The organism is uncultured Cyclobacterium sp., assembly GCF_963977555.1.
In the GTDB taxonomy this organism is placed as follows: Bacteria; Bacteroidota; Bacteroidia; order Cytophagales; family Cyclobacteriaceae; genus Cyclobacterium.
Genome location: NZ_CAXBPD010000007.1, coordinates 62,805 through 89,398, shown reverse-complemented (window position 1 = coordinate 89,398; position 26,594 = coordinate 62,805). Strand labels below are relative to the sequence as shown.

The following is a 26,594-nucleotide window of genomic DNA, read 5'->3' as shown; positions in this document are numbered from 1 at the left end:
TTAAGACTTCGTTTCCTCCTCTTCAGGGAACCTGTACATAACTTTATCCTCCATGAATTCTTCCATTGCCAATGTGCTTGGCTTAGGCATTCTTTCGTAGAATTTTGAAATTTCTATTTGCTCCTTGTTTTCAAAGACTTCTTCAAGGTTGTCTACAGTAGAAGCGAACTCAGATAATTTATTGTTTAGCTCCTCTTTCATTGTAGATGAAATCTGCTTAGCTCTCTGAGATATAGTGAAAATAGATTGATAAAGATTACCTGTTTTTTCAGCTACTTTGTCTAAATCACGCGTGATAATTGACGAATTAATTGCCATATATATTTGTTATTTAATTGCCCTCTTCTATTAAAGCTTCAGAATCTTCCTGATCCTTTTTTTCTTCTTCTCGTAATCTTATTGCCTCTGCTGTTCTTGCCTTATACTGTTCTTTTAAAGTATAATGATCATCCAGTTTAGCCTTGGCCTTGGATTGAATATTGCTAACATTCTTCAAATATTCACTTTCAGGGAATTTCTTGGCGAATTCAGCTGCAAATTCTAAGGCCTGCTCAAATCGCTCTTCTTTTTTGTCAAAGACACTACGGTCTGCATACGCAGTACTTACCTCTACTAATTTAAAAGCCAATTCTTCATTGTAATCACTATCGGGGAATGATTTGGCAAAATTCTGAAAGTTAACAATACAGGCTCTGTAAAAATCACCTGGAAATAATCCTTCAGTGAGGCGATAATACATTTTTGATTCCTCAAATGCCTTTTCTTCAAATCTTTTTTGAAGATCGTCAATCATAGTAATGGAGCGTTCATAAGAATCAGATTCAGGGAACCTATTCATGAACAACTGTATGGCATTCACTGCTTCTCTAGAACTTTTTTGGTCTAGGTTATAATCGGGAGAGTCCAAATACAAGGAGTAAGCATTCATAAATAAAGCTTCTTCTGCTAATGGAGATCTGTTATAAGTATCAAAAAAGGTTTTGAAATACTCTGCCGCCTCAATGTATCGCTTTGTTCTGAAATGTGCATAAGCATAATTAAATTCAGCTAATTCGGCTTTGCCACTTCCCTTTATTACAGGTAAAACCCTGTCATAAAGGATTATAGCTTTGTTGTGCTCCCCTTCGTCATAATAGCGATTAGCTGCTTCATAGAGTTCGTCCCAGTTGGTACTTTTCTCTAGCTTGTAAAATTCACCACAACCAAAAGTCAATAGTGAGGCAAGGAATATAAATATGTATTGGTGTACTTTTGTCATTTGACCTGCAAATATAATGGATTATTAATTGGTTATCAAGGCAGTTTTACTGCTATTGCGTATTCTTACCTTTTAACGTAGAGTTTTTTGGTGACGATATTCTTATTGTCAACGATCAAAGTGTAAAAATAAGTACCTGGGTTCAGGTCTGTTACTGGAATTATTAGGGTTTCTTGGGAAGCATCAAGTCGAAAATCGTAAATAGGGTTGCCGATAAAGCTATTGATAACTATTCTGACCTTCGCATTTGGGTTTTTTATTTTATAGTCTAGTTGGGCTGTTCTCACACTGGGGTTAGGGTAGATCTCATCCAAATCCACGTCCTTATGGTTAACATTGTCTGAGGGTTGGTCTGAGACCACATTGTATACATTTTCTACAACAAAAGCATCTCTTTGATTGGATGTGTTGAAAAAATGCAGGTCAAATGTTCCTTTTGTAGCAGTTATGCCTAATTCAAATTCTATGTAGATGTTTGTAGTGACTTCTCCTGGTGCCAGTGTAAATCTAACTTGTGAAAGATCCTTTCTTGGGTCAAAACAATTGTCTCCTATGCAGACAAGTATATTTTGAGAGGATCCCACATTTCCTCTCAGGTACCGTAGAAAGTAAGTGGCACTTTCGTTAGAATCATTCTGAAGGATCAATGTTTTCCTTTGGGTAGTGTTTACTTTGCCGCTAAACTCTATTTTTTCACTCAACACACGTACTTGCCTGGCATCCACTGACTGTAGCGCAAACAATTGTAAGGTGATTAAAAGTGATAAAAATATTCTCATGTAAAGTTTAGTTCTATAAAATACTATTTATGTTAACAAAGATTTCTTCCCTCTTTTAGAAGTATATACGTATAAAAATACCAAATTGGTTCCACTTTATAGGTAGGTTTGGGTTAAAAAATGTTAACATAGATAAAATTTTTTTTATTTTTTGCCGTTAAAAAACCTTTGCCAAATTATTTCCTTTCAAAAAAATGTAATATATACCCCAAATGACATTAATTGTCCTTAGAAATTTGTAGTTCATCATTCTCAGGGTAAGGAAGTTTCACATCAGGTTCATCAAAGAAGCTATAGCGATTTTTGTCGCGTATTTTCGGTGTTCGCCAGTCATTTATGGCTTTTTGTGTAGGTCTTTCATCTCCTCTCCAAATAAAACCCTCTAGTTTTTGTTCATCTTCCTCAAACATATGCGGTGGTGTGAAGGAGGCTTCCGGCTTTATGGTATGGCTAATTCTAGAAACTGTCCCTTCCTTAAATTCCATAATAATTCTTCCACAAAGTAATTTATTAAGACCTTTTATAGTGGTGTCATTTTCAATAGCAAAATACAAAGATTCCCCATTGCCCTCCACATCAAGTTTATCCATGTCTCCATCCAAAAAGTATGCCGTCATTTTACGCCCTTTAATCTGGTTGAAATTAGCAATAGTGTCTTTAGTAATGGCAAAGGCATTGTCTTGCAATAGTGCCTGATCAATTTCCTGATTGGCGATGGTAAACTGAATGCTGTCGGCTGTAATTTGGCTTTTATTGTTCCAAAGAATAGGATCCCTATACAGGTGCACCGTTGAGTCTGCGTAAATATAGGCCATAGAGTCTGCCCTTCCTGCCAGTTCTCCTTTGATCAGTCGCATATTAGGATAGGCCAATGTGTGTTTTTCTGCAGCAATTTGTCCATCCTGAGTAATAAGGGTATCCGCAATCATAAACAAGGTGTCTATTTCAAAATATTTGCGAACTAAGGCATTCCCATAAACTTCTGAATACTGTTTCCCCTCCCAATATTTGCCCTCATCTCCAAAGACTTCAGCATTTTGCTCTTTGTTAAAAATACTTACATTTTCCTTGGCCTCGTAGTATTGGGCATTCTCGTCATAGAAGAGTTCCTCACCATACACAATACTGGTCTCTGATTCGACATCACCATCATAGAATCGAAATATTTTTTTTCCGGTATCGTAGAAACTGCCCTTTTGGGCATTCAGCCTGTTTCCGTCTTTTGATAGGATATTGGTGAGTTTTTCTGTTTCAACAATTTTTGTAGTAGTGTAGTAAAAAAGCGCATTGGACTTCATGGTGTAGTCCGGATTTTCCAAAACCACATCTTCATTAAAGGTGATTTTCTCGATTTGGGTTTCATAAAGTCCTTTTTCACTTGTCAGTACATTAGTACTGTCTTTTACCATTCCTGAATTAAAGTAATTTGCTTCCCCATTGGCTCGGTTATAATCCAGAAAGTCTGTGTATAGCGTAGTGCCTTCATTGACCAATACTACATTGGTACGTAACAAAGCCAGCTGGGTGTCTCCATCATATTCTGCATAGCGACTGGTGATGACTACGGAGTCTTTTTGATCATCTATCTTCACATTTCCAAATAGTTTGGCAAGGTTGTCTTCAGAATAGAAGTGGGCAGAATCACAATAGATTAAGGAAGTTTTATGCTTTAGAATCACATCCGTCAGTAACCTTTCGAAACCATTTCCTCCTAAAAGTTGCTCAGCCTGTAATATTTCCAATCGACTATCCCCCTCTTGGGCCATGGCACCTGAAAGGACTATAGAAGTAAGTAAATAGAATAAAATAAATTTGATCTTTGTCATTCGAATTGATTTCCGAGGCAAAATTAATATAAAATAGTACTTTTGGTTTATGCTGGAGCGATTTATAAACCATGTACGCAAAAATAACATTTTAGATGTGCAAAGTCCCTACATAGTGGCTGTCAGTGGTGGGATAGATAGTGTGGTTTTAGCCCACATGCTCCAAAGTAACGGTTTCAATATAGCGATTGCGCATTGCAATTTTAAATTAAGGGGGGCAGCAAGCGATGCGGATGAAGCGTTTGTAATAAATTATGCCATGCAATTGGGAGTGCCAGTTTATGTAAAAGTTTTTGATACGGCTGCCTATATGAATGAAATGAATATTTCTCTACAGATGGCAGCAAGAGAATTGAGGTACAACTGGTTTGAGGAGCTTAATTCCAGTCTCGGAACGCAAGGGGTGCTAGTGGCACATCATGCAGATGATCAGTTGGAAACCGTGATGCTTAATTTATTAAGAGGTACTGGGATAGAGGGGATTTACGGGATGAGTAGTAAAAGAGATTTTATCCGGAGGCCTCTTTTACCCTTTTCCAGACAAGAGATACTTCTTTACCTGGAAGACAATGGGCTGGAGTGGAGAGAAGACAGCAGCAATGAAAAAACGATTTACAAAAGAAATTTCGTCAGGCATAATTTATTGCCCTTGTTTTCAGTGTTTGACCCCAAAGGGCCAGAATTGGTGCAGTACAGTTTTGATAGAATAAAAGATACAGGTAAGGCATTTTTCTATTTTTTTGATAACTGGATTAAGGCCAACGTCGTTTTCGAAGAAGGATATGAAATGCTGCCATTTAGCAGTTTGGTGTCTGTGCCTGGCAAGTCATCATTACTATTTTATTGGTTGAGAAAAAAAGGTTTTGTATATGCACAGATTGAGGATATATTGTGTGCAATTGAAAGCCAAGAAGCCGGGCGCCAATTCCTGTCAGGCAGCTGGATGCTAAATATTGATAGGGAAGGTTTGATTTTAGGGAAGCAACAGGAAGTTGATAAACCTATTCAAGTAGGCTTGGATGACGTTGCATTTTCTGTAATAGGACAATACCAGTACAATTGCGTGAAGCTTAATGCTGGAGTACTAATAGATCGGTCTACTGAGAATGCAATGTTGGATTTTGATTTGCTGGATTTTCCATTGACATTAAGGAATTGGGAGCAAGGAGATAGATTTATGCCACTTGGAATGCAGCATTTTAAGAAAGTGAGTGATTATTTAATTGATAATAAAGTGCCATTGATTAAAAAGGACCGTGTTAAGGTTCTGTGTTCCAAAGGTAAAATAGTTTGGTTGGTAGGATTTAAGGTGGATGATAGATACAAAATAAGGCCAACAACCAGAAAGGTGTTTTATTTAAATAAACATAAAGATGAAAAACCCTTTTAGAAAAACATACAGCCCTGCAGAGAGGGAAACTTTTGCTTTTTTGGGGAAAGTAAAGTTTTTTAAACATTTAAACTTTGAGGAAATGTCAAGGTTTTTACCTGCGATTCACCAGCGAAAATATGTTCAAGACGAAGTCGTTTTCTTTAGAAATGATCCCAGCCAGGCACTTTATATATTGGAAAAAGGTGGTGTGACCTTAAATATTGATATTCGAACGGATTTTGAAACGATTATAAAAATTAAGGAAGGGGAGCCGTTTGGGGAAAACTCCTTACTGGAAAATTCCAAAAGAATCTATACTGCAATCGTGGATACTGAGGAAGCGGTTTTATGGGTGATTCCGAATTATGCCATTATAGACATATTCCAAAGCAATCAAAAGATAAAGGCTAAAATGATGAGTTCCCTCGCCACTTTCTATGATGGAAGGAATCAACAGCTTTTTTCTTCCTACAAGAAGTCTTATGGATTTTTTAACCTCGGACAGATGTTTGAATAATTACGATGAATCCTTCATATAAAGGACATTCTTTAATAACTTAGCGCAAATTTTGTAAAAAACTTCAATCTTAATCGATTATAAAAAATGACGAAAGTAACCGTAGTCGGAGCTGGTAATGTTGGTGCAACATGCGCAGATGTATTGGCTTACCGAGAAATAGCAGAAGAAATTGTCCTAGTTGACATCAAAGAAGGAGTCGCTGAAGGCAAGGCTTTAGATATTTGGCAAAAAGCCCCTATCAACGCTTACGATAGCAGGACTATTGGAAGTACCAATGATTATACTAAAACTGCTGGGTCTGATGTGGTGGTAATCACTTCAGGTTTACCACGTAAGCCGGGCATGACCAGGGATGATTTGATCGAAACCAATGCTGGTATTGTGAAAATGGTTACTGAAAATGTTGTAAAACATTCTCCAGATGCCATCATTATCATCGTATCCAATCCTTTGGACGTAATGACCTACCAGGCACATATCGTTTCTAAATTACCAAGAACAAAAGTGATTGGTATGGCTGGGATTCTTGACACTGCAAGATATAGAGCTTTTCTAGCTGAAGCACTAGACATCTCTCCTAAGGAAATCCAAGCAATATTATTGGGTGGACATGGAGATACGATGGTGCCATTGCCAAGATATACAACAGTTGCGGGTATCCCAGTTACTGAATTGATAGGCAAAGAAGCTTTAGATGCCATCATTGAAAGAACCAAATCTGGTGGTGGAGAACTTGTTAAGTTAATGGGGACCTCTGCCTGGTATGCTCCAGGAGCAGCTGCTGCTCAAATGGTAGAAGCCATCGTTAAAAATCAAAAAAGAGTATTCCCAGTTTGTATCAAACTAGAAGGAGAATACGGCATCGACGATTGTTACCTAGGTGTACCAGTAATCCTAGGTAGAAATGGTATAGAAAAAGTAATTGAACTGGATTTGAACAGTGACGAAAAAGCTTTATTAGAAGTTTCAAGAAGTCACGTCAAAGAAGTAATGGCAGTTTTAGATAAAATTGGCAATAAATAAACAGTAATTTATATCACCATAAAAAAATCCCAACTTTGATTCGTTGGGATTTTTTTGTTGTTTTGATAGTAGTTGGAAACATTAAATGAATAGGGCCTATTGAAAAATCTGCTGATAATTTTATTGATTTTGGTGTTTGGGTTCATCGCCTTTTTACTGGTAAAGAGCGATTTTTTTGACTCCAGGTTGAATGGGATGGAAGTAGTACCTCCTAATGCTATTTTCGTTTTTGAAACCAATGATCCTGTAGGCTATTGGAACAATCTGGTGAATCAACCTGTTTGGGAAAAACTTCATAATTTTCCAGCTTTAGCTGATGTTGAGTCTCAATTGATTTTTTTAGACAGCATCACTGGTAAAAGTGGTAACCTTGATAAATACCTCAAAGGACACCGATTTAGGTTGTCGCTGCACCCTATAGGCAAAGGCGCATTTGGCTTTTTAATTGGAATAGCCTTTGAAAACGAGCAATTTTTTGAGTTTATCCAAAAACTTGAAAAAAAACCTGACAATGGAATTTCAGGACTAAAGAAAAGAAATTATAGCGGTGTAGAACTTTATGAAATCAAAACCGATGGTGGGGCCAAAACCTTCACATTTACCCGCTTTGAGAATGTGTTGATTGGAAGTCATACTTCTTTTTTAGTGGAAGATGGCATTCGCTATGCAAAATCCATTGAGCTGAAAAACTTTAAGCAATCTTACCCTCATTTATTTAAACCCTCTATTCCTCTAAATTCTAAAGGTGTCTTACGGTTTTCTGGTGAAGGGTTTGCATCTTTGGTCAATGAGATGACCGATGATATTGCTGAGCCTTTATTAAAAAACCTGAGGGAAAATAAAATGTCTTCTAATTTGATTCCTTCCTTCAGTGATACAACCATCTCATTTGGAGGGCAGTTTTATACCGATGGTGTGTCTGGGACAATGGAATCAGTAGGGGAGTCTCCAAATGGATTGTCTTTTGCACCAGTCATTAGCAATAGAGCTGCTTGGGTATCGCAATACCTATTTCCCAGCTTTCAAGGTTTCAAACAGATTCCCAACTTGGCTTTTAACCCCAGACCCTTAATTGTGGCGTCGCTTGATGAAAATCAGGATATTCAAGATTTCTTAAATGCTTTGAGTGGTGAAGCTACCATTGTGCTGGAGGAAAATTTATTCGAAAAGAACCCAAACCAAATTCTTTTGCTTCATCCAGAAAATCTGGAGCGCAGGTATCGAAATCTCGAGAAATTTGCATTAGAAGTGAGTCAAAATGACAGCACCAAGCTCTTCAAAGAATATTTTATGGGAAAAGAAATCTTTATGCTTGATGTAGAGGAATTCCCAGCGCATATTTTTGAAGGAAACTTCACCGGATTTTCCAGAAGTTATATTTCCATGGCAGGAAATCACTTGATCATAGGGAATAGTCTCAAAAGCGTCAAAAACCTTTTAGAAGATTATTACAACGACAATACCTGGGGAAAATCCTTGGCCTATAAGGATATATTGAAGGAGAATAACAATGGCGCACCGGTTCGGGTGATATTGAACAATGACCGCTTTTATCCCATTCTAATCCAAAACAGTAGCCCCTCTTGGAGTCCCGTATTCCAGAAATATGCACCTGTTTTTCGGTCTTTTGACTGGATGAATATTTCCATTTTTAAAGAAGGAACTGTCCAAATCAAGTTAGATATTGATTTGGGTGAGCCTGAAATTAACAAACAGATGATACTTTCTGAATCAAGAAGTACCTCTTTTGGAAAACCATTGATCTACGGACCTAAAGGGATTCAAAACTTCAATGATCGTAGCACTGATTTTCTGGTGCAGGATGAAGACCATTTTATTCACCTGATAAGTGGGGAAGGAGAAAAGGTGTTTTCCCAACAAATCCCCGGCGCCATTATTAGTGAAATACATCAAATAGATTACTATAAAAATGGTAAACTGCAGCTTGTTTTTGCTACAAATGACTTCATTTATGCATTGGACAGGTATGGAAATTTATTACCAGGATATCCTATCGCATTCCTACAAGACAAAGAAATAGCCTTCCTAAATGTCTTGGACTATGACAACAACAGGAATTACAGGTACTTTGTTGCAGACAGTGAAGGTGATTTATTCCTGTATGATCAGAAGGGTGAATTGTTGGAGGGTTGGGCACCAAATAGCTATAGAAGTGGGGCGCTAAGCTATATGCCTGGTCACCACCGGGAACCTGGACTCGGAGATTTTATGGTAAGTCTTCATCGCAATGGAAAGTTAAACTTGTTTAACCGCAGAGGTGAATCCAAAGTAGGAGGAGGTATTCTCCTTGGGGATGGTGTCTCAACGGCTTATGCGATAGAGGAAAGTGGGAACAACGAACCTTCCAAACTTGTGACTATAAATGAAGAGGGAGAGGTGGTAAATGTTAATTTCAAAGGAGAACTTACCTATAGAAATCAACTGCTTAGACCTGATACTGACACGAGATTTAGTCTTGTGAACGATCAGAATAAATCAGATTATGTATGGGTAATTGAAGAGTACAACAAGTTAAAAGTGCTGCGGCCAAATGAACAGCTGTTTTTTGAGATGAATATTCCATCAAGTGATATAGCTTACATGTATTTTTCATTTGGTGAGGGTAATCAAATATTTGTCGTTTTGGACAAGGTGCAGGATTTTGCCTATTTGTATAATGGCAGAGGACAGCTTATCAATCAAAAGCCAGTAAGCATAAGCCAAAGCCTTTGGATAAACTTCTCCGGAAGTGACAATGAGTATACACTTATGGCAGTGTATGGCGACAAGCTATACGAATACAAAATCCCATTGTAATTCGAGGGAAGGCAAGGAAAATTAAGGGAGGTTTATAACAATGAATAATTGCATGCGAAATATTTTAGTAATCTGTTTTTTGATTTTTTCGGGATTGGTCCTACCCTTGCAGGCGCAGGTATTTAATTCGGGGTCACTAATTCTTGAAGACACTACAGACCACAATAGTTTCAATTCCCCGTACCATACAGTATATACCTTTTTCTATAATTTGAATGAACCACATTACAATCCCGAAATCGCTGGAAAGGCATTGAACATGTCTGGAAGCGAAGGTCAGGATGCAGCAGCTTTAGCAGTCAAACTAAAGCAGATTTTTGATGGTAAAGGTGTATTTGTTAGGATGAATACAGTTCCTAATGCTGCTGATTATAGGGATTCAGCCAGAAACGGACAACAGGTATATGTGTTTGATGAATTGATACTTCCATCTATATACCTGGAGAAAGTTGGCGATAGGTGGAAGTTTTCCTCGGCCACAGTAAAAAACATTAAACTGCTGCACCAGGAAACCTACCCATTTGGCACAGCAAAGTTGCTAGACATTTTACCTAGAATTGGGAATCAGGATTATTTTGGATTGTACTTGTGGCAATTAGTAGGGATTTTCTTTCTGGTATTGATGGTTTTCACAAGCCATAAGTTTTTTACATTATTAATCGATAGGCTCTTTTATTATCTCCTTGTCAGGTACGGATATGGACAAATTGCCAAACAGTACCTTCTACCAGTAGCCAGGATAATCAGTATTTATATCATAATTCTGCTGCTGGCAATATTTATTCGAGTCTTGCAACTTCCAATCAATATCGCATCCTGGATCACCATCTTGCTTAATGCTGCCGAACCTTTTATTGTTACCATCATCTTTTATAAGTTGGTGGATGTGCTTGCGGCTTATATGACTCGAATGGCCGACAAAACAGCTTCTACACTGGATGATCAATTGGTGCCTTTGGTAAGAAAAACCCTAAAAACATTTGTCATTGTTATAGGATCGCTCTTTATATTGAAATATGCCTTGCGCATTGATATAGTACCTTTCCTTACTGGCTTGTCAATTGGTGGATTGGCTTTCGCCTTGGCAGCCCAAGACACTATCAAAAACTTTTTCGGTTCGGTAATGATCTTTATTGACAAACCTTTTCAGGTAGGAGATTGGATAACAAGCGGTGAAGTGGATGGTACGGTAGAAGAAGTAGGTTTTCGCTCTACAAGGGTTAGAACCTTTAGAAATTCGCTTGTGTATATTCCCAATGGGAAAATTGCAGATGCCACTGTGGATAACCATGGGCTAAGAAAGTACAGAAGGTTTTACAGTACGATTACAATTACTTACGAAACGCCCCCTGAATTAATTGAAGTGTTTGTGAGTGGCTTGCGAAAGATCGTTCAAAATCATCCTAAGACAAGGAAAGATTATTACAATATCTACTTGAACAACCTTTCTGCTTATAGCTTAGACATCATGTTTTATGTCTTTTTCAAGGTGCCTTCCTGGCCGGAGGAGTTGAAAGCCAGAGAAGAATTAATTTTATCAATTATTCGCCTGGCCAATGAATTGGAAGTAAGGTTTGCCTTTCCTACGCAAACGCTACACATGGAAACCTTCCCGGAAAAAAGGGGCTTTACGCCTATTTATGAAGGGGACAAGGCTTCCTATCAGAAGCGCCTGGATGCATTTATTAAAACTGAAAAGGGAGAGGGTAATAATTAAACTGGGATGCTGTTCGCATACAAGTTGCCTGTCCTGTCTATTATTCGAAGTCGCCACTTTTGGTAGCCGTTTAGTATTAACTAAAATCTTTCTTAATAAAAATGGTTTGATTTTTGAACCAATTTTACGAAAGGATTTTTAGAAAAATTAATTGAAAATGGAACTAAATAGAAAGATTGCGGTAATTACAGGCGCCAGTAGTGGCATTGGGAAAGCCATCTCTAAAATGCTTTCTGCAAATGGCTGTACGGTGGTATTGGCAAGTAGAAGTAAAGAAAAATTAAAAGAAGTTCAAAGGGAATTGCCTAACGAAAGTTTGGTGATTGAAATGGATGTGAGTGATGGCCAAAGTGTGGCAAGTGGATTTAAAACAATTAAAGACAACTACAGCCGTATAGACATATTGGTAAATGCTGCTGGTGTTATGCCTTTAAGTTATATTAAAAACAGGCACATTGATGAATGGCTTCAAACCATAGATGTAAATGTAAAAGGTGTGCTGAGATGCATTTATGAGGTATTGCCGGAAATGAAAGAGCAAAAGGCTGGTCATATTGTAAACATTGCTTCAGTAGATGGAAAAGAACTTTATGAAGGCGGAGCAGTTTATGGCGCTTCTAAAGCGGCACTTATTGCCCTTTCAAGGGCCCTACGTATGGAGTTGTCACCGGATTTTAATATTCGAATCACGTCCATTGAACCTGGAACAGTAGCTACTAACTTACGTGAGGATATCACAGATAAAGAGTTGCTTGAAGACAAGGATTATGGGGGAGATGAAGCCAAGCTTCAGCCGAAAAACATTGCCGATGCTGTTCTGTATGTTTTAAGTCAGCCGAAGACTGTTAACGTCAATGAGCTGCTGATCAAGCCTACGGGTAAAGCTTAGGATTGCTGTTTCTAAAGTTGGATAGATTAAGTGAAGAGGAATTAGAGCACAATGCCTATGGGTTTCTGAAAGATTTAGGTATTGAAAAATTAGCCCATAAAATGGCCAATCAATTGTCTGGAGGAGAAAAGCAACGTGTCGCCATAGCCCGGGCAATGATTAATGATCCGCTGATTATTATGTGTGATGAGCCTACCGGAAATTTGGACAGTAAGAATGCAGACATCGTGTTCAATATTTTCAAAGAACTAACGGAGGAATATAACAAGACGCTTTTGGTGGTCACACACGATTTAGATTTTGCTCAAAAAACGCAACGTATTATCGAATTGGCTGATGGCAGGGTTTTACGTGGATAAATAATTTTAGCTTCTGAAATGCGAATCACCTACACCAATATCACTTTAACGCCTTTCTCCTCGAGCATCTCTACATAGTGAACCGATAGGTTCTTGTCTACGATTAAGGTATCAATGTCTTCCAGTTTGGCGACTTTACCGAAACTCTTTTTGCCAAATTTGCTGCTATCTGCTAAAACAATTGTTTTTTGCGCCGATGCGATCATGATGCTATTTAAATGGGCCTCCAATAAATTGGAGGTGGTCAACCCAAACTCAGGGTCAATACCGTCTACACTGATAAATAATTTGTTGCAAGCAAATTCCTTTATCATGTTTTCGGCAAAATGGCCTACTACTGAGCTGCTACTCTTGCGGACAACACCGCCCAGCTGAACTACCTCGGCCCCTGGGACATCCAATAAGGCCATACTAACATTCATGGCGGCAGTAAGCACGGTTATCGAAAGCGTTTTGGGTATGGATTGTGCAAATGCCAAGACCGTTGTTCCTGAGCCAATTATAATTACATCGTCTTGTTGAAGAAATGCTGTGGCTCTTTTCGCAATGGCATTTTTTTGACTGACTTGGACCAATCTTTTTTCAGTGACAGGCTTATCATTGACATAGGGAGCGACAGGTGTAGCACTTCCATGGGTTCTAAAAAGCAAGCCCTTTTCTTCCAGAATCCTGAGGTCTTTTCTGACCGTAACCATGGTTACATCCATTTCCTTGCTCAAAGCAGCCACACTCACATAACCCGCTTCTTCAAGCTTGTCTAAAATGTGCTTATGTCTTTTAGCAATTATCATAATTAGAGAAATAAAGGTGTTCAAATATACAAAATTAATTTCCTTTTGTTTCTTTTTATTTCCTTTTGTGTTACTTTAGTAATGTAAAAAGCTGGCGATGAATAGAAAAAATAGTTTATCAAGAATTAAGGACGAAAAGGGAGCTTGGGACCTGGTCATTATTGGAGGTGGTGCTTCTGGCTTGGGTGTTGCATTGGATGCATTATCGAGGGGTTTGAAGGTCTTATTGTTAGAGAAATCGGATTTTGCTAAAGGCACTTCTAGCCGAAGTACCAAGCTTGTGCATGGAGGTGTTCGTTATTTGGCTCAAGGTGAAATAGGTTTGGTATTGGAGGCCTTAAGAGAGCGAGGCCGATTATTGAGAAATGCTCCTCATTTGACCATCAACCAACCCTTTGTCATTCCTTTATATACACAGTTTGATCGACTAAAATATGGTCTTGGCCTAAAAATTTACGATTGGATGGCTGGTAGCCTTAGGCTGGGGAAATCCAAATTTGTATCCAAAGAAGAAACCATTAAAAGGTTACCACAAATTCGTCAAAAAGGTTTGAAAGGTGGAATACTGTACCATGATGGGCAATTTGACGATGCCCGACTGGCTTTGGTTATTGCCAAGACCTGTGTGGAAATGGGAGGTTGCATTCTTAATTATGCAAGAGTCAACAAATTAACAAAAGATGACTCAGGTAACATCAATGGTTTGGTCTTTAGGGACCTAATAGGTAAACAGAATTTTAAAGTTTCTTCAACCTCAGTGGTCAATGCAACAGGTGTTTTTGCGGATAAGATCTTGCAAATGGACAATCCTGAAGCCCGCAGGATGATACAACCTAGTCAAGGGATTCATTTAGTGATGGACAGCTCCTTTTTGGGAGGCAATGATGCATTGATGATTCCTGAAACATCTGATGGACGGGTACTCTTTGCTGTTCCATGGGAAGGAAAGTTGGTGGTGGGGACTACCGATACTTTGGTGAAAAAACCAAAAATGGAGCCAAGGCCTTTGGCTGCTGAGATTAATTTCATATTGGAAACAGCCAGTAATTACCTAGTGAAACCACCCAAGAGGGCAGATGTTTTGTCGGTTTTCGCAGGATTACGGCCACTTGCAGCTCCCAAAGAGGGCAGTACCAAAACGAAAGAAATATCCAGAAGTCACAAAGTAATTGTTTCTAAAAGCAAGTTGATCACCATCACTGGTGGGAAGTGGACTACTTTTAGAAAAATGGGAGAGGATACGGTGGATGTTCATTTTAAAAATCATGGAATCAGTAAAATAGAAAGTACTTCGGCAGACAAGCATCTCCATGGATACAGTGAAAATAAAATAAAAGGACATTTACAGCTGTATGGAACAGACACCAAATTTATTCTTGAATTGCAGCAGAAAGATTCAACATTAGCTGAGCAATTACATGAGAATTACCCATATACTGGAGCTGAAGTGGTGTGGGCTGTGCAAGAAGAGATGGCGCTAAAAATTGAGGACTTTCTCTCCCGCCGATGTAGGATTTTACTACTAGATGCCAAAGCTTCTATGCTAATGGCTCCGAAGGTAGCTGCAATAATGGCCAAAGAACTTGGCAAAGATGAAGCATGGATAAGTGAAGAGTTAGAAGAATTTTATAAATTAGCCAGAAAGTATTTAATAAATATCTAAAACCCAATGAACCCAAATAACCAATATTTAATGGCCATGGACCAGGGAACGACCAGTTCGAGGGCTATAATCTTCAATAAAAAGGGGCAGATCGTAGCCACAGCCCAAAAGGATTTTGAGCAATTCTTTCCTAAATCCGGCTGGGTGGAACATGACCCAAATGAAATATGGTCTTCACAAGCCTCAGTGGCAACTGAAGCCATTACAAAAGCCAATATCACTGCCAGTCAGGTGGTTGCAATAGGGATTACCAATCAAAGGGAGACCACCATACTTTGGGATAGGAAAACCGGTGAACCAGTTTTCAATGCCATAGTATGGCAAGATCGACGTACGGCAGCTTATTGCAATAAGCTAAAGGAAGATGGGCATTCAGAGATGGTCCAGGATAAAACTGGTTTGATCATAGATGCCTATTTTTCTGGAACTAAGATCAAATGGATTCTTGACAATGTAGAAGGAGCTAGAGAAAAGGCTGAAAATGGAGATTTGTGTTTCGGCACGGTGGACAGTTGGTTGGTGTGGAAAATGACCGCTGGAAAGACCCATGTTACGGACATAACGAATGCCAGCCGAACCATGATTTTCAATATTCACGAAAGGAAATGGGACAAGGAATTGCTTGAGCTTTTGGACATCCCTGAAGCCATTTTACCTGAAGTAAAATCTAGTAGTGAAGTGTATGGCAAAACTTCGGGGAATTTGCTTTCGGCGAAAATTCCAATTGCTGGCATTGCTGGTGATCAGCAGGCGGCCTTGTTTGGTCAGTTGTGTACAGAATCTGGAATGGCAAAAACTACTTATGGTACAGGTTGTTTTCTAGTTATGAACACAGGAGATAAGCCCGTGAAATCTAACAATAAACTATTGACCACTATTGCTTGGCAAATAGGGGATAAGGTCAATTACGCCTTGGAAGGAAGTGTGTTTATTGGTGGCGCAGGTATCCAATGGCTAAGAGATGGTTTAGGGATTTTTAATGATGCGAAAGACAGTGAGGCGATGGCTTCAAGTTTGGAGGACAATGGAGGCGTTTATTTTGTACCTGCTCTTACTGGGTTGGGAGCCCCCTATTGGGACCAAGAAGCAAGGGGTGCTTTTTTTGGGATCACCAGGGGAACTACGAAAGCTCATATGGCTAGGGCAGGATTGGAAGCCATTGCCTTTCAGGTACATGATGTATTGAAAGCGATGGAAAAGGATGCTGGTGAAGAAACCTTAGAATTGCGGGTAGATGGTGGAGCCACCGCCAATAATTTCTTGATGCAATTTCAAGCTGATTTGAACCAGTGCTCAATAAAACGACCTGAAATTATAGAAACCACTGCCTTGGGAGCCGCATACCTCGCAGGACTAGCTATAGGGTACTGGAAAGATATAGATGAAATTAGAAGCTTATGGAAGGCAGATGAATCTTTTGAACCCAAGCAGGATACAGAAATGATACAATCAACTTTAGCCTATTGGCACAAAGCAGTAGATAGATCATTAAACTGGATAAACGGGTAATTATGAACGTTTATATAGCTGAGTTTATAGGAACTGCTTTGCTCTTGGCCATGGGCTCAGGAGTAGTAGCGAATGTTGTATTGAATAAAACCAAAGGACAAAATTCAGGCTGGATGGTTATCACTACTGCATGGGCCTTGGGTGTTTTTATTGGAGTCGTGGTTGCAGGACCTCACAGCGGTGCACACCTAAATCCTGCAGTAAGCATCGGATTGGCTATTGTTGGCGATTTTGGTTGGGAAATGATGCCAGGATATATTTTGGCTCAAGTATTAGGAGCTATGTTTGGAGCAGGTATATCCTATTTAATTTATAAGGATCACTTTGACGTCACAGATGACCCAGGACTTAAGTTTGCCCCATTTGGTACTGCCCCTGCAATTAGAAAACTGTCCTCCAATTTCACCTCGGAAGTGATAGGTACCTTTGTATTGATTATTGTTATTTTATACTCTACAGGCCCTACCATAGATGATGGTCAGGGGACCCCCATAGGTTTAGGTTCTATCGGTGCACTGCCTGTAGCCTTCTTAGTTTGGGTGATTGGCCTCTCTTTAGGTGGTACTACCGGCTATGCCATAAATCCGGCAAGAGATCTTGGGCCTAGGCTCATGCATCAATTGCTTCCTATAAAAGGAAAAGGTACCTCTGACTGGAGCTACAGTTGGGTGCCAATCCTTGGTCCAGTATTAGGTGCCTCATTGGCTGCCGGGCTTTTTCTGCTTCTTGGTACTGGAGAAGGGTTGTAAATCCAATTCAAATGGAAGCTACGGCTATCATTCAGGTGGACGTTTGAGGGAAAATATCAGAGAGACTAGAATTAAACATTTTAACGCAGGTGATCTGCTAAAAAGTAGTTGGTATAGGTGCATTTTTGAACAAAAAATTCGAGAGTTAACCACTCGAATTTTTTGTTCAAGTATAAAGATTATCCAGTTTTAACTTAAGCAGGAGTTGGATAAAAAATGCAATCTAATAACTCCTTCCTAGTATCTGGATTCTGTTTGAGTCCAATTTAATAAAGATAAATAGCAAGATCGTAAACGACCATAGAGAAGAACCTCCATAGCTGAAAAAAGGCAAAGGAATCCCCACCACAGGAAATAGCCCGATGGTCATGGCTATGTTTATGGTAAAGTGGAACAATAATAGACTCACTACGCAGTAACCATAAATTCTTGAAAACCGTGTTTTTTGTCTTTCCGCTAGAAAAACGAGCCGAAGAAGTAGGGTTACAAACAAAGCAATCATTACAAAGCTTCCTGCCCATCCAAATTCTTCACCTAGTGTACAAAAAATAAAATCTGTGTGTTGTTCAGGTACAAAGTCAAACTTTGTTTGGGTGCCTTCCAAGTAACCTTTTCCCAATAAACCACCTGAGCCGATGGCTATTTTTGATTGGGTAACATTCCAGCCTACACCAAGAGGATCTACATCCGGGTCGAATAAAACCATGATTCGATTTTGCTGGTGTTCGGGCAGCTTTTCTACCACATAATCCAAACTTAAGGCATACACTGCCATGATACATCCCAGAAAAACAAAGCTTATTGCGTTCTGCCAGGACTTTTTACTCATCGCTACCAAAATAAGAATGACAGCACCAATGCTCCCAAATAAATAGAGGTTGTTTTCGATGGCCAATGTAAGGATAGTAAGTCCGACCAATGCCAATCCGATGACATAGTACCTTTGTGGCATGCCTTCTCTATAAAGCATGATGAAAAACGCACTGTAAACCATTGCCGTACCCGTATCCGGCTGTAACAATATAAGGGCAATAGGTAAGCAGATAACGCCCACCGCCTTCATTTGGTCCTTGAGCTTGCTTAAATCAAAGCTTGGGCCTTCCATAATTTTTGCCAAGGCCAGCGCAGTCGCAAACTTGGTAAATTCTGCTGGTTGCAACCTAAAAGCACCTATCTCAAACCAAGCCCTCTGTCCATTGATTTCTTTGCCTATAAAGGGGGTTAAAAAAAGGATGAGGATAAATAAGGCATAAAGTACGAGACTAAGGTTGTGAAAAAGGCGGTAATCAGCCACCATGATGATTATGATAAGCAAAATGGCCGTGCCTATCCATACCAACTGTTTCCCTGAGTTGATGGAAAAATCGAAAATGGAGGTAGCATTTTGTTCATCGTATACAGCGGCATAGATATTTAGCCAGCCTATAAAAACCAGCGCAAAATATAACCCTACAGTTACCCAGTCTATTTTATGTAAATTGGTGTCTTTTTGTCTCACTTAATAAATAAAATCTCCTTTTAGCACATATTCCTCCAATTCTGGTCTTTTAACTTCTCCGGTAAGGTACCTTTCAATCAAAAGACTCGCTGTACTTGCAGCAGCCCTTCCTCCCCATCCAGCATTTTCCACATAGACTGCAATGGCTATTTTTGGATCCTCTTTTGGGGCAAAAGCGATGAAGACTGAATGATCTTCACCAGCAGGATTTTGCGCCGTACCAGTTTTACCTGCTATTTCGATGTCTTTCATTATAGCTCTTGTGGCCGTACCAGACAATGCTTGAACCATTGCATCCTGTATTAAATCAAAATGTTTTGCTTCAACTCCTGAATCCCTTTTTTCTTTAAATCTTGCTGGAATTCTGGAAGGATCATCATTGATCGACTTGATCAAATGGGGTGTATAAAAATATCCCTTATTCGCGAAAATGGCTGCAAGATTTGCCATTTGTAAAGGGGTAACCAACATCTCTCCCTGACCAATTGACAAGGAGTAAATGGTAGAGTATTTCCACCTTCCTTTGCCGTAGATTTTGTTATAAAGATTACTTGAAGGAATAGAACCCCCTTTTTCTCCATTTATATCTACTCCCAATCGATTGCTTAATCCAAATTTCAAAACTGCTTTTTGCCATTTGTCCAGTCCAATTTGAGTATCCGTATAGGTATTGGAAGATACTTCCTGATTGATCACCTGTCTGAAGGCTTGATGATAATAAGGGTTACAGGAATTTCTTATTGCACCAAATAGGTTTACAGGGGTGGGGTGGTTATGGCAATTGACCAAGGCTTTATTGCAAGGAAAAGTTGAGTTAGGTGTCAGAATTCCTTCCTGAAGTCCTATTAAGGATTGGACAATTTTGAATATTGAACCCGGAGGGTAGGTGGCCATGATAGGTCTATTAAACAATGGCTTTTCGGGGTCGTTGTTTAAAACGGTATAATTTTGCCCAAATTTAGCACCCGTTAAAACATTTGGGTCATAAGTAGGTGCTGAAATAATGGTAAGTATTTCTCCAGTTTTGGGTTCTATTGCCACCACGGATCCCCGCTTGCCTTGCATTAATTGCTCTCCATAGAGCTGTAAGTTCAAATCAATAGTCGATTGAAGATTTTCACCTGGCATAGAAAGTGTGTCCAGGTCTCCATTTTTAAAAGCACCTTTTTCAATGCCTCGAACATTGACGAGCTTGTATTTAACGCCTTTGTTTCCGCGCAATTCATTTTCATAATACGCCTCTAAACCGCTATGTCCCACATAATCGCCTTGAACATAATACCGACTACTGTCACGGGAAAGTTGTGAACCGCTTATTTCTCCAATGTAGCCAAGTATATTGGCTGCAGAAGACCTTGGGTAAGACCTTACTGATCTTGTCATCACGAAGAGACCTTTGTAATCGATGAGAAAATCCTGCACTTTGGCAAAGTCTTCCTTGGAAATTTGCTTGATTAAGGGATAGGGTTTAACCCAAGAGTAATTTTTTGCTGCTGTAAAATTTTCTATCAAGTATTCTTTTTCGATATCAAACAAATTGCAAAACCTGGTTGTGTCTTTCAGGCTAAAGTCTTTTGGGATTACCATCAGGTCAAATACAGGATCATTAAACACCAACAAAGAGCCGTTTCTATCGTAAACCAGCCCACGGTAAGGATGGTCTACTACCCGCTGAATGGCATTGCGTTCTGCTTTCCTAAGGTAACTGTCATCTGTTACCTGAATTAAAAATAATTTACCCAATAAAATCAAAGCAATTACCCCAATTGTAATGGCAACGACTAAAGATCTTCCTGTGTACATTTATACTATCCTTTCTTTTTTGTAAAATATTGCTTGTACGATTGCTCCCAAAAGAAATGTGAACGCCATACTGCTGAATACTCTAATAACGAGTGGGAGGTACAAATCCGTTCCTAAACTATCAATATAAAAAAATATAAGGTGATGAATAAGGATCAAGGGAAGGCAATAGAATATATACCAGCCTAATCCCATGTTCAATAAAGTGGGGGGAACATTGTCATCATAGCCTCCAGTGGGGATAATTGCCTTTATCCATGAATTCCGAAGAAATGCAAGAAATACGGCACTGGCCGCATGAATCCCAAAACTATCATAAAACATATCAATGAACAGCCCTAAGAAAAAGCCAATCAATAACAATGAAATGGTAGGTACTTCGTGAGGAAGACTCAAAAGAAAAAAAACATATAAGAAGCAAAATGAATAGCCAAATAAAACCAAATCCTTCAGGATGAAAACCTGAATTAGCAAGTAAAGGCAAAAGCTAAAGCTATATTTGAGTAAATTAACTGTTGTCATTGACTGGGATTCACCATTTCTATTTCTAAACTGTCCATTTCTTCTCGCAGATCATTTTTTACTAGATACACGAAATTGAGTTTACTAAAATCCGCACCTAAGCTGATTGTTATGTCTAGGTAGTTGGTCTCATTTCCATAAGAAACTTCTTTTACCTTGCCTACCGGAATGCCTTCAGGAAATACCGCATTGTAGCCGGAGGTAACTATTTCCTGGCCGGGCTCTACCATCACATGGCGGGGAACATAGAGCAATTTGGCTTCACTTGAGTCAATTCCATCCCATTTAATAGATCCAAAAACCTCTGTTGTTTTTATCTTTGAGGAGATCAGAAGGTCTGTATGCAATAAAGATATTACTGAAGAGAAATGGTTGCTTGTACCTTTTACCCTGCCAATAATACCTTGTTCATTGAATACACCCATTCCTTCTACTACGCCGTCTAATTTCCCCTTATCTAGTGTAATGAAATTTTGACTTAGATTGATGGAATTATTGATTACCCTGGCGGACCAGAAGTTGAAATTATTACTAAGGGTACTGTCTAAAGCGATATAGGCAGAATCGACAACAGGGGTCATTCTATCCAGCCGATTGAGAAGGGAAGCATTTTTCTCAGCCAAGGCTTGGTTGGCAGAATAGAGCGTAAAATAAGAGACAAAGTTGTTTTTTGATGACAATAATCGTCCTGTAAACTTATTGCTGCTATTAAAATAGACGGCCCCCTGTGGTGAATTATGCGTGAAAATTATCCCCAATGCCAGTAATTCCAGAATCAGAAAAAGAATAAATGCCCTTAGTCTATATAAAAATAGAAAGATTTGCTGCATCTTCTTTTTAGGTCATGAGAACAGTTCTGAATTGTTTGATGTTTTTCAAGACATTACCAGTGCCCCTTACCACCGCCCTAAGTGGATCTTCTGCAATATGAATTGGCAATTTGGTCTTTTGGTGTAGCCTCCTGTCCAGGCCTTTAAGCAATGCACCACCACCTGTAAGATGGATACCATTGTCATAAATGTCAGCAGAAAGTTCCGGAGGAGCGATTTCCAATGCCTTGAGTACAGCCTCTTCAATTTTAGAAACTGACTTGTCAAGTGCAAAAGCGATTTCTGAATAAGAAACCTTTATGACCTTTGGAATGCCGGTCATCAAGTCTCTACCTCTTATTTCATAATCTTCCGGTGGATCATCAAGCTCAGTCAAAGCGGAACCAATGGCGATCTTGACTTTTTCCGCGGACCTTTCTCCAATAAGTAAGTTATGCTGTCTTCGCATATAATCGAGGATGTCCTTGGTGAAGGTATCACCAGCCACCCTTATGGATTGGTCTGCAACTATTCCTGAAAGCGCAATAAGTGCTATCTCAGTGGTTCCCCCTCCGATATCCACTATCATGGATCCCATTGGTTTCTCTATGTCTATACCTATACCTATAGCCGCTGCTAAAGGCTCATAAATCATGTATACTTCTTTGCCTCCAGCATGTTCCGCAGAATCTCTGACAGCTCTCTTTTCCACTTCAGTAATGCCTGAAGGAATACAAATTACCATCCTATGAGATTGGGGAAACATACCTTTGTTATGGCCAGGGATCATTTTGATCAACCCTCTGATCATTTGTTCGGCAGCATAAAAATCCGCTATTACTCCGTCCTTTAGTGGTCGGATCGTTTTGATATTTTCATGCGTTTTCTCATGCATGTTCATGGCCTCACGGCCAATAGCCAATACTTTATTGGTTGTTTTATCTATAGCGATTATGGATGGTTCATCCACAATTATTTTTTCTTTATGTATAATCAGCGTATTGGCTGTACCTAAGTCAATGGCGATGTCACTTGAGAAAAAGTCGAATAATCCCATTTTGATATTTTCTAATTAAATGATTCTTGTTTCTTTAAATTTAACACAATTAAATCTGTGTGAATAAAAAGGTCTGACCTATTATTCCAACTTTCAGTAGTACCAAAGAGGTGATTTTATCCATTTAACCAGTAATTAATCAACAGTTGATTTATGATTAATGGGTAAACCTGGTTTTCTCCATATCCCCAAGAAGCTTGATACCGCTCATCTTCAATATAACCCTAATTTAGGTAGCTTTAGCACTTAAAACGAATCCTATTACCGATTACATAATCTGCGTCTAATTTCTTAGCAATGTAAAAGGAATATTATTGGAAATCGATATTTTTTCCAGATGAATCCTATAAATATTCATCTGGAAAAAAAAGACAAAGCGATTGTCAGTTAATGCTTGAAATGTCTGATACCTGTCATCACCATGCTCATGCCATTGGTATCACAATAAGCGATGCTGTCCTTGTCTTTTATAGAGCCTCCTGGTTGTACCACTGCAGCTATTCCTTCTTTTCCAGCGATCTCAACACAATCTGGGAATGGGAAAAATGCGTCAGAGGCCATAACAGCACCTTTTAGATCAAAGCCGAAAGCTTTGGCTTTTTCTATCGCTTGCTGAAGCGCATCTACTCTGCTGGTTTGACCTACACCACTAGAAAAGAGCTGGTCATGGTTGCTAAGTATGATGGTGTTCGATTTCGTGTGTTTACAGATTTTCAACGCAAATACCAAGGCGTCTTTTTCAGCTTCACTTGGCGCTATTTTAGTCACCACCTCAAATTGCGCTTTGGTTTCCGTTTTTAAGTCTTTGTCCTGTTCTACAAATCCATTCAAAAGCGTTTTGACTTGCTTGGTACCCGCCAAATCCATTTTTTGCTTTAAAAGAATTCTTTTTTTCTTTCCTTTAAGCAATTCCATAGCGTCTTGATCGAAATCAGGAGCGATAAGCACTTCAAAAAACAATCCATGCATGGCTTCTGCCGCAGCTAAATCTACTTTTTTGTTGGTGATTAGAACACCACCAAAAGCAGAGATTGTATCTGCAGCGAATGCTTTCTCATAAGCTTCCTTTACTGATGCTCCTAGTGCTACACCACATGCATTGGTGTGTTTTAAAATAGCGAAAGCAGTTTCTTCTTTGAACTCAGCAATTAAAGATACTGCAGCATCAACATCTACCAAATTGTTGTAGGACAATTCCTTCCCGTTTAGCTGGTCAAATAATGCCTTAAGGTCTCCGTAAAAACGTGCTTCTTGGTGTGGATTTTCTCCGTACCTTAAATCGGATGCGTTTTCTTCACTAATTTTTAAGGCAGGAATGTTTTCTTCCTGATTAAAATAATTGAATATATGCGTGTCATAATTGGAAGATACTTTAAAAGCCTGGGCAGCGAAATACCTACGGTCAGCGGTGGTCAAGGTACCATTTTGCGCTTTTAATCTTTCCTCTAATTCTCCGTATTGTGCTTTGGAAGCAATGATGGTTACATCTTTACAATTTTTAGCGGCAGCCCTAATAAGCGCAATTCCCCCAATGTCAATTTTTTCAATAATGTCTTCTTCAGAAGCGCCAGATGCCACGGTCTCTTCAAATGGATAAAGATCCACAATTACTAGATCGATGGCTGGAATACCATATTCAGTGGCTTGGTTGATATCGCCTTCATTTTCCCTTCTATACAAAATACCTCCAAATACCTTTGGGTGCAGGGTTTTTACTCTACCTCCAAAAATGGAAGGATAGCCCGTCAGTTCCTCCACCGGAATTACATCGGCGCCTTGTTCTTCGATAAATTTCTGTGTGCCACCCGTAGAATAGATGGTTACACCCTGGTTTTTTAATTGTTCAATGATGGGTTCCAGGTTGTCTTTATAATATACCGAGATAAGCGCAGATTGTATTTTTTTTTCAGCCATTACTGTTGTAATTTATCACATTTAAACTCATCGGGAAATTTTAATTGGAATTAAACCGATAGAGAAGGAATTCATTTGGTATTTACTTTTTAATATAACTTTACGAAGAGACAAAGTTAGGAAAATCAAGGCATTAAATCAGGCTTTCAATGATTTTTGGATAGTATTTATGTTCTAGCACATGAACTTTCTCTGCGATTTGTTCAGGACTGTCATTTTCACTTACTGCTACCGCAGTTTGAAAGATAATTTTTCCCTCATCATAATTCTCATTGACAAGGTGAATAGTGATACCCGTTTCGGTGTCTCCAGATGCTTTTACCGCCCGGTGCACATGGTCACCATACATTCCTTTGCCCCCGTAATTTGGCAATAAAGCCGGATGTATATTAACCATTAAATCTGGAAAAGCTTGGATGAGATTACTTGGGATTTGTAGTAAAAATCCAGCCAATACAACAAAATCAATTTTTTGTTCTTGAAGCAGTTGGCTAAATTCCCCACTTTCCAAATCCCCTTTGGAAAATACATGGCTCGGAACATTTAATTTCTTTGCTCTTTCTAGCACATATGCGCCTTTTTTATTTGAGGCAACTAATGCAATGCGGGCTTTTGTAGATCCCTGAAAATGTTTTATTATTTTCTCCGCATTTGATCCGCTTCCAGAAGCGAGTATGGCAATGTTTTTCACTGTATGTTTTGTTTTATTATCCCTGTAAAAATGCAAAGTAATCCCTTTGCATCCCGGATTTATTTATCCTTTTAACCTGTTTATTTAGCAGGGTAATGTAACGCCACTTCAGGGTGCATGGTGTAGAATCGAAATTGTTCTCCGTCATACACTGGAAAACCGCTAGATTTGTTATCTCCCATGATAGGGTTTTCAGGATATTTTGTCCAGGTTTTTAAGTCTTTCGAAACGGCCATGTTCATGGTCCAGTCGCTCCAATCTTCTAAAGAAGTAGCATGGTAGTAGGCATAATAGTGGTCTTGATATTTAATGATTTTATTCACAGCAACTCCATATATATCATAGGCTTCAGGTCCCATCGTGATTATTGGGTCATCCTGAACGTTTGTCCATACTTTTCTGTCTTTAGAAGTTGCCAGCCAAATGCCTAGATCGCCTCTTTCGTAAAAGAGATACCAAATCCCATCTTCTACCCAAACAGTTGGCGTGCCATAAGGGCCTTCGCTAATAGGAGAGCCGTCTACTTTTTTGATATTGAGGTCGCCTTGGTTTTCCCAATGGATGCGATCAGTGGAAGTGAGCATTTTGGCTATATCACCTCTGCCTTCTGCAAACATATAATAAACACCATCTTCTTTCCATACCATCATGTCTTCTACCCAACTCTCGCTGAAAACAGGGTTGCCTTCATACCTGGTCCATGCTATGCCATCTTCCGAAAAGGCATAGCCTAAATTGAGAAACCTATCTTCACCAAACTTATCAAAACCGGTATACCACATATGATAGCCGTCCTCCTCTTTCATTATAAAACCCCTTTCCCTAATGCCACTGTCCCAATTGCCTTCATTTGCCGCTGTGAAAATTGGGTTGCCTTCTGCTGGACTGAACTTGGTGATTTCGTCAGGAAATAGCTGCGGTGCTTCTTCAGCAACAGTTTTATTCGACTCTTTGCTTTTTTCTGAACAGGAAAAGAAGAGAAAAGGTACTGCAAAAAGGATTAAGGAGATGATGAAGTTTTTCATATT

At 39.2% G+C, this 26,594-nt stretch carries 23 protein-coding genes; 10 read left to right on the top strand and 13 right to left on the bottom strand.

What is annotated here, in order from left to right; all coding sequences use genetic code 11:
* The 4 genes from AAC073_RS10490 to AAC073_RS10475 form a co-directional block, all read right to left on the bottom strand.
* Nucleotides 1-318, bottom strand: a complete 318-nt coding sequence (locus tag AAC073_RS10490; protein ID WP_339923784.1) for a DNA-directed RNA polymerase subunit omega — start codon at nucleotides 316-318, stop codon at nucleotides 1-3.
* Between the two features lie 13 nt (nucleotides 319-331).
* The gene (gene bamD / locus AAC073_RS10485) at nucleotides 332-1,258 is read right to left on the bottom strand and encodes an outer membrane protein assembly factor BamD (protein ID WP_339923783.1); all 927 of its coding nucleotides are present in this window, start codon (nucleotides 1,256-1,258) and stop codon (nucleotides 332-334) included.
* Nucleotides 1,259-1,323: 65 nt separating this feature from the next.
* The gene (locus AAC073_RS10480; RefSeq protein WP_339923782.1) at nucleotides 1,324-2,037 is read right to left on the bottom strand and encodes a T9SS type A sorting domain-containing protein; all 714 of its coding nucleotides are present in this window, start codon (nucleotides 2,035-2,037) and stop codon (nucleotides 1,324-1,326) included.
* Between the two features lie 218 nt (nucleotides 2,038-2,255).
* Nucleotides 2,256-3,863, bottom strand: coding sequence for an OstA-like protein (locus AAC073_RS10475; protein ID WP_339923781.1), 1,608 nt, complete (start codon nucleotides 3,861-3,863; stop codon nucleotides 2,256-2,258).
* A 49-nt stretch (nucleotides 3,864-3,912) separates the two neighbouring features.
* Here AAC073_RS10475 and tilS point away from each other — a divergent pair, with 49 nt between their 5' ends.
* The 7 genes from tilS (at nucleotide 3,913) to AAC073_RS10440 (ending at nucleotide 12,560) form a co-directional block, all read left to right on the top strand.
* On the top strand, nucleotides 3,913-5,253 hold the full coding sequence (tilS, locus tag AAC073_RS10470; protein WP_339923780.1) for a tRNA lysidine(34) synthetase TilS: 1,341 nt from the start codon (nucleotides 3,913-3,915) through the stop codon (nucleotides 5,251-5,253).
* Complete coding sequence (locus tag AAC073_RS10465; protein ID WP_339923779.1) at nucleotides 5,237-5,752, top strand: cyclic nucleotide-binding domain-containing protein; 516 nt, start codon at nucleotides 5,237-5,239, stop codon at nucleotides 5,750-5,752. Before tilS ends, AAC073_RS10465 begins: the two co-directional genes overlap by 17 nt.
* An 87-nt stretch (nucleotides 5,753-5,839) precedes the next feature.
* The gene (mdh, locus tag AAC073_RS10460) at nucleotides 5,840-6,778 is read left to right on the top strand and encodes a malate dehydrogenase (protein ID WP_339923778.1); all 939 of its coding nucleotides are present in this window, start codon (nucleotides 5,840-5,842) and stop codon (nucleotides 6,776-6,778) included.
* Nucleotides 6,779-6,877: 99 nt separating this feature from the next.
* The gene (locus tag AAC073_RS10455) at nucleotides 6,878-9,595 is read left to right on the top strand and encodes a hypothetical protein (RefSeq protein WP_339923777.1); all 2,718 of its coding nucleotides are present in this window, start codon (nucleotides 6,878-6,880) and stop codon (nucleotides 9,593-9,595) included.
* 52 nt (nucleotides 9,596-9,647) lie between these two features.
* Nucleotides 9,648-11,312: a mechanosensitive ion channel family protein gene (locus AAC073_RS10450; RefSeq protein WP_339923776.1), complete on the top strand. Its 1,665-nt coding sequence runs from the start codon at nucleotides 9,648-9,650 to the stop codon at nucleotides 11,310-11,312.
* A 157-nt stretch (nucleotides 11,313-11,469) separates the two neighbouring features.
* Nucleotides 11,470-12,201 (top strand): SDR family oxidoreductase, encoded by a 732-nt coding sequence (locus tag AAC073_RS10445; protein ID WP_339923775.1) that lies wholly within the window; start codon nucleotides 11,470-11,472, stop codon nucleotides 12,199-12,201.
* 17 nt (nucleotides 12,202-12,218) lie between these two features.
* Nucleotides 12,219-12,560, top strand: coding sequence for an ATP-binding cassette domain-containing protein (locus tag AAC073_RS10440; protein WP_339923774.1), 342 nt, complete (start codon nucleotides 12,219-12,221; stop codon nucleotides 12,558-12,560).
* Nucleotides 12,561-12,589: 29 nt separating this feature from the next.
* Here the strand turns inward: AAC073_RS10440 and AAC073_RS10435 are convergent, their stop codons facing one another.
* Nucleotides 12,590-13,351, bottom strand: coding sequence for a DeoR/GlpR family DNA-binding transcription regulator (locus AAC073_RS10435; protein WP_339923773.1), 762 nt, complete (start codon nucleotides 13,349-13,351; stop codon nucleotides 12,590-12,592).
* Between the two features lie 97 nt (nucleotides 13,352-13,448).
* Between AAC073_RS10435 and AAC073_RS10430 the strand changes: the two genes are divergently transcribed.
* From AAC073_RS10430 to AAC073_RS10420, 3 genes are read left to right on the top strand one after another with little or no spacing between them, the layout of a single operon-like run.
* Nucleotides 13,449-15,014, top strand: a complete 1,566-nt coding sequence (locus AAC073_RS10430; RefSeq protein WP_339923772.1) for a glycerol-3-phosphate dehydrogenase/oxidase — start codon at nucleotides 13,449-13,451, stop codon at nucleotides 15,012-15,014.
* Nucleotides 15,015-15,020: 6 nt separating this feature from the next.
* Nucleotides 15,021-16,523, top strand: coding sequence for a glycerol kinase GlpK (gene glpK / locus AAC073_RS10425; RefSeq protein WP_339923771.1), 1,503 nt, complete (start codon nucleotides 15,021-15,023; stop codon nucleotides 16,521-16,523).
* 2 nt (nucleotides 16,524-16,525) lie between these two features.
* Nucleotides 16,526-17,272, top strand: a complete 747-nt coding sequence (locus AAC073_RS10420; protein WP_339923770.1) for an MIP/aquaporin family protein — start codon at nucleotides 16,526-16,528, stop codon at nucleotides 17,270-17,272.
* A 223-nt stretch (nucleotides 17,273-17,495) separates the two neighbouring features.
* Here the strand turns inward: AAC073_RS10420 and rodA are convergent, their stop codons facing one another.
* The 8 genes from rodA to AAC073_RS10380 form a co-directional block, all read right to left on the bottom strand.
* Nucleotides 17,496-18,770, bottom strand: coding sequence for a rod shape-determining protein RodA (rodA, locus tag AAC073_RS10415; protein WP_339923769.1), 1,275 nt, complete (start codon nucleotides 18,768-18,770; stop codon nucleotides 17,496-17,498).
* Nucleotides 18,771-20,573 (bottom strand): penicillin-binding protein 2, encoded by a 1,803-nt coding sequence (gene mrdA / locus AAC073_RS10410; RefSeq protein WP_339923768.1) that lies wholly within the window; start codon nucleotides 20,571-20,573, stop codon nucleotides 18,771-18,773.
* A complete protein-coding gene (locus AAC073_RS10405; RefSeq protein WP_339923767.1) occupies nucleotides 20,574-21,095 on the bottom strand; it encodes a rod shape-determining protein MreD in 522 nt (173 codons plus the stop codon).
* Nucleotides 21,092-21,925 (bottom strand): rod shape-determining protein MreC, encoded by an 834-nt coding sequence (gene mreC, locus AAC073_RS10400; protein ID WP_339923766.1) that lies wholly within the window; start codon nucleotides 21,923-21,925, stop codon nucleotides 21,092-21,094. Before mreC ends, AAC073_RS10405 begins: the two co-directional genes overlap by 4 nt.
* Nucleotides 21,926-21,932: 7 nt before the next feature.
* Nucleotides 21,933-22,961, bottom strand: coding sequence for a rod shape-determining protein (locus AAC073_RS10395; protein ID WP_020891903.1), 1,029 nt, complete (start codon nucleotides 22,959-22,961; stop codon nucleotides 21,933-21,935).
* Nucleotides 22,962-23,348: 387 nt separating this feature from the next.
* Nucleotides 23,349-24,875: a bifunctional phosphoribosylaminoimidazolecarboxamide formyltransferase/IMP cyclohydrolase gene (purH, locus tag AAC073_RS10390; protein WP_339923765.1), complete on the bottom strand. Its 1,527-nt coding sequence runs from the start codon at nucleotides 24,873-24,875 to the stop codon at nucleotides 23,349-23,351.
* 133 nt (nucleotides 24,876-25,008) lie between these two features.
* Nucleotides 25,009-25,566 carry a phosphoribosylglycinamide formyltransferase gene (gene purN, locus AAC073_RS10385; protein WP_339923764.1) on the bottom strand — a complete coding sequence of 186 codons (558 nt, stop codon included), beginning with the start codon at nucleotides 25,564-25,566 and terminating at the stop codon, nucleotides 25,009-25,011.
* 80 nt (nucleotides 25,567-25,646) lie between these two features.
* Nucleotides 25,647-26,591: a glycosylase gene (locus AAC073_RS10380; RefSeq protein ID WP_339923763.1), complete on the bottom strand. Its 945-nt coding sequence runs from the start codon at nucleotides 26,589-26,591 to the stop codon at nucleotides 25,647-25,649.
* Nucleotides 26,592-26,594 lie beyond the last annotated feature (3 nt).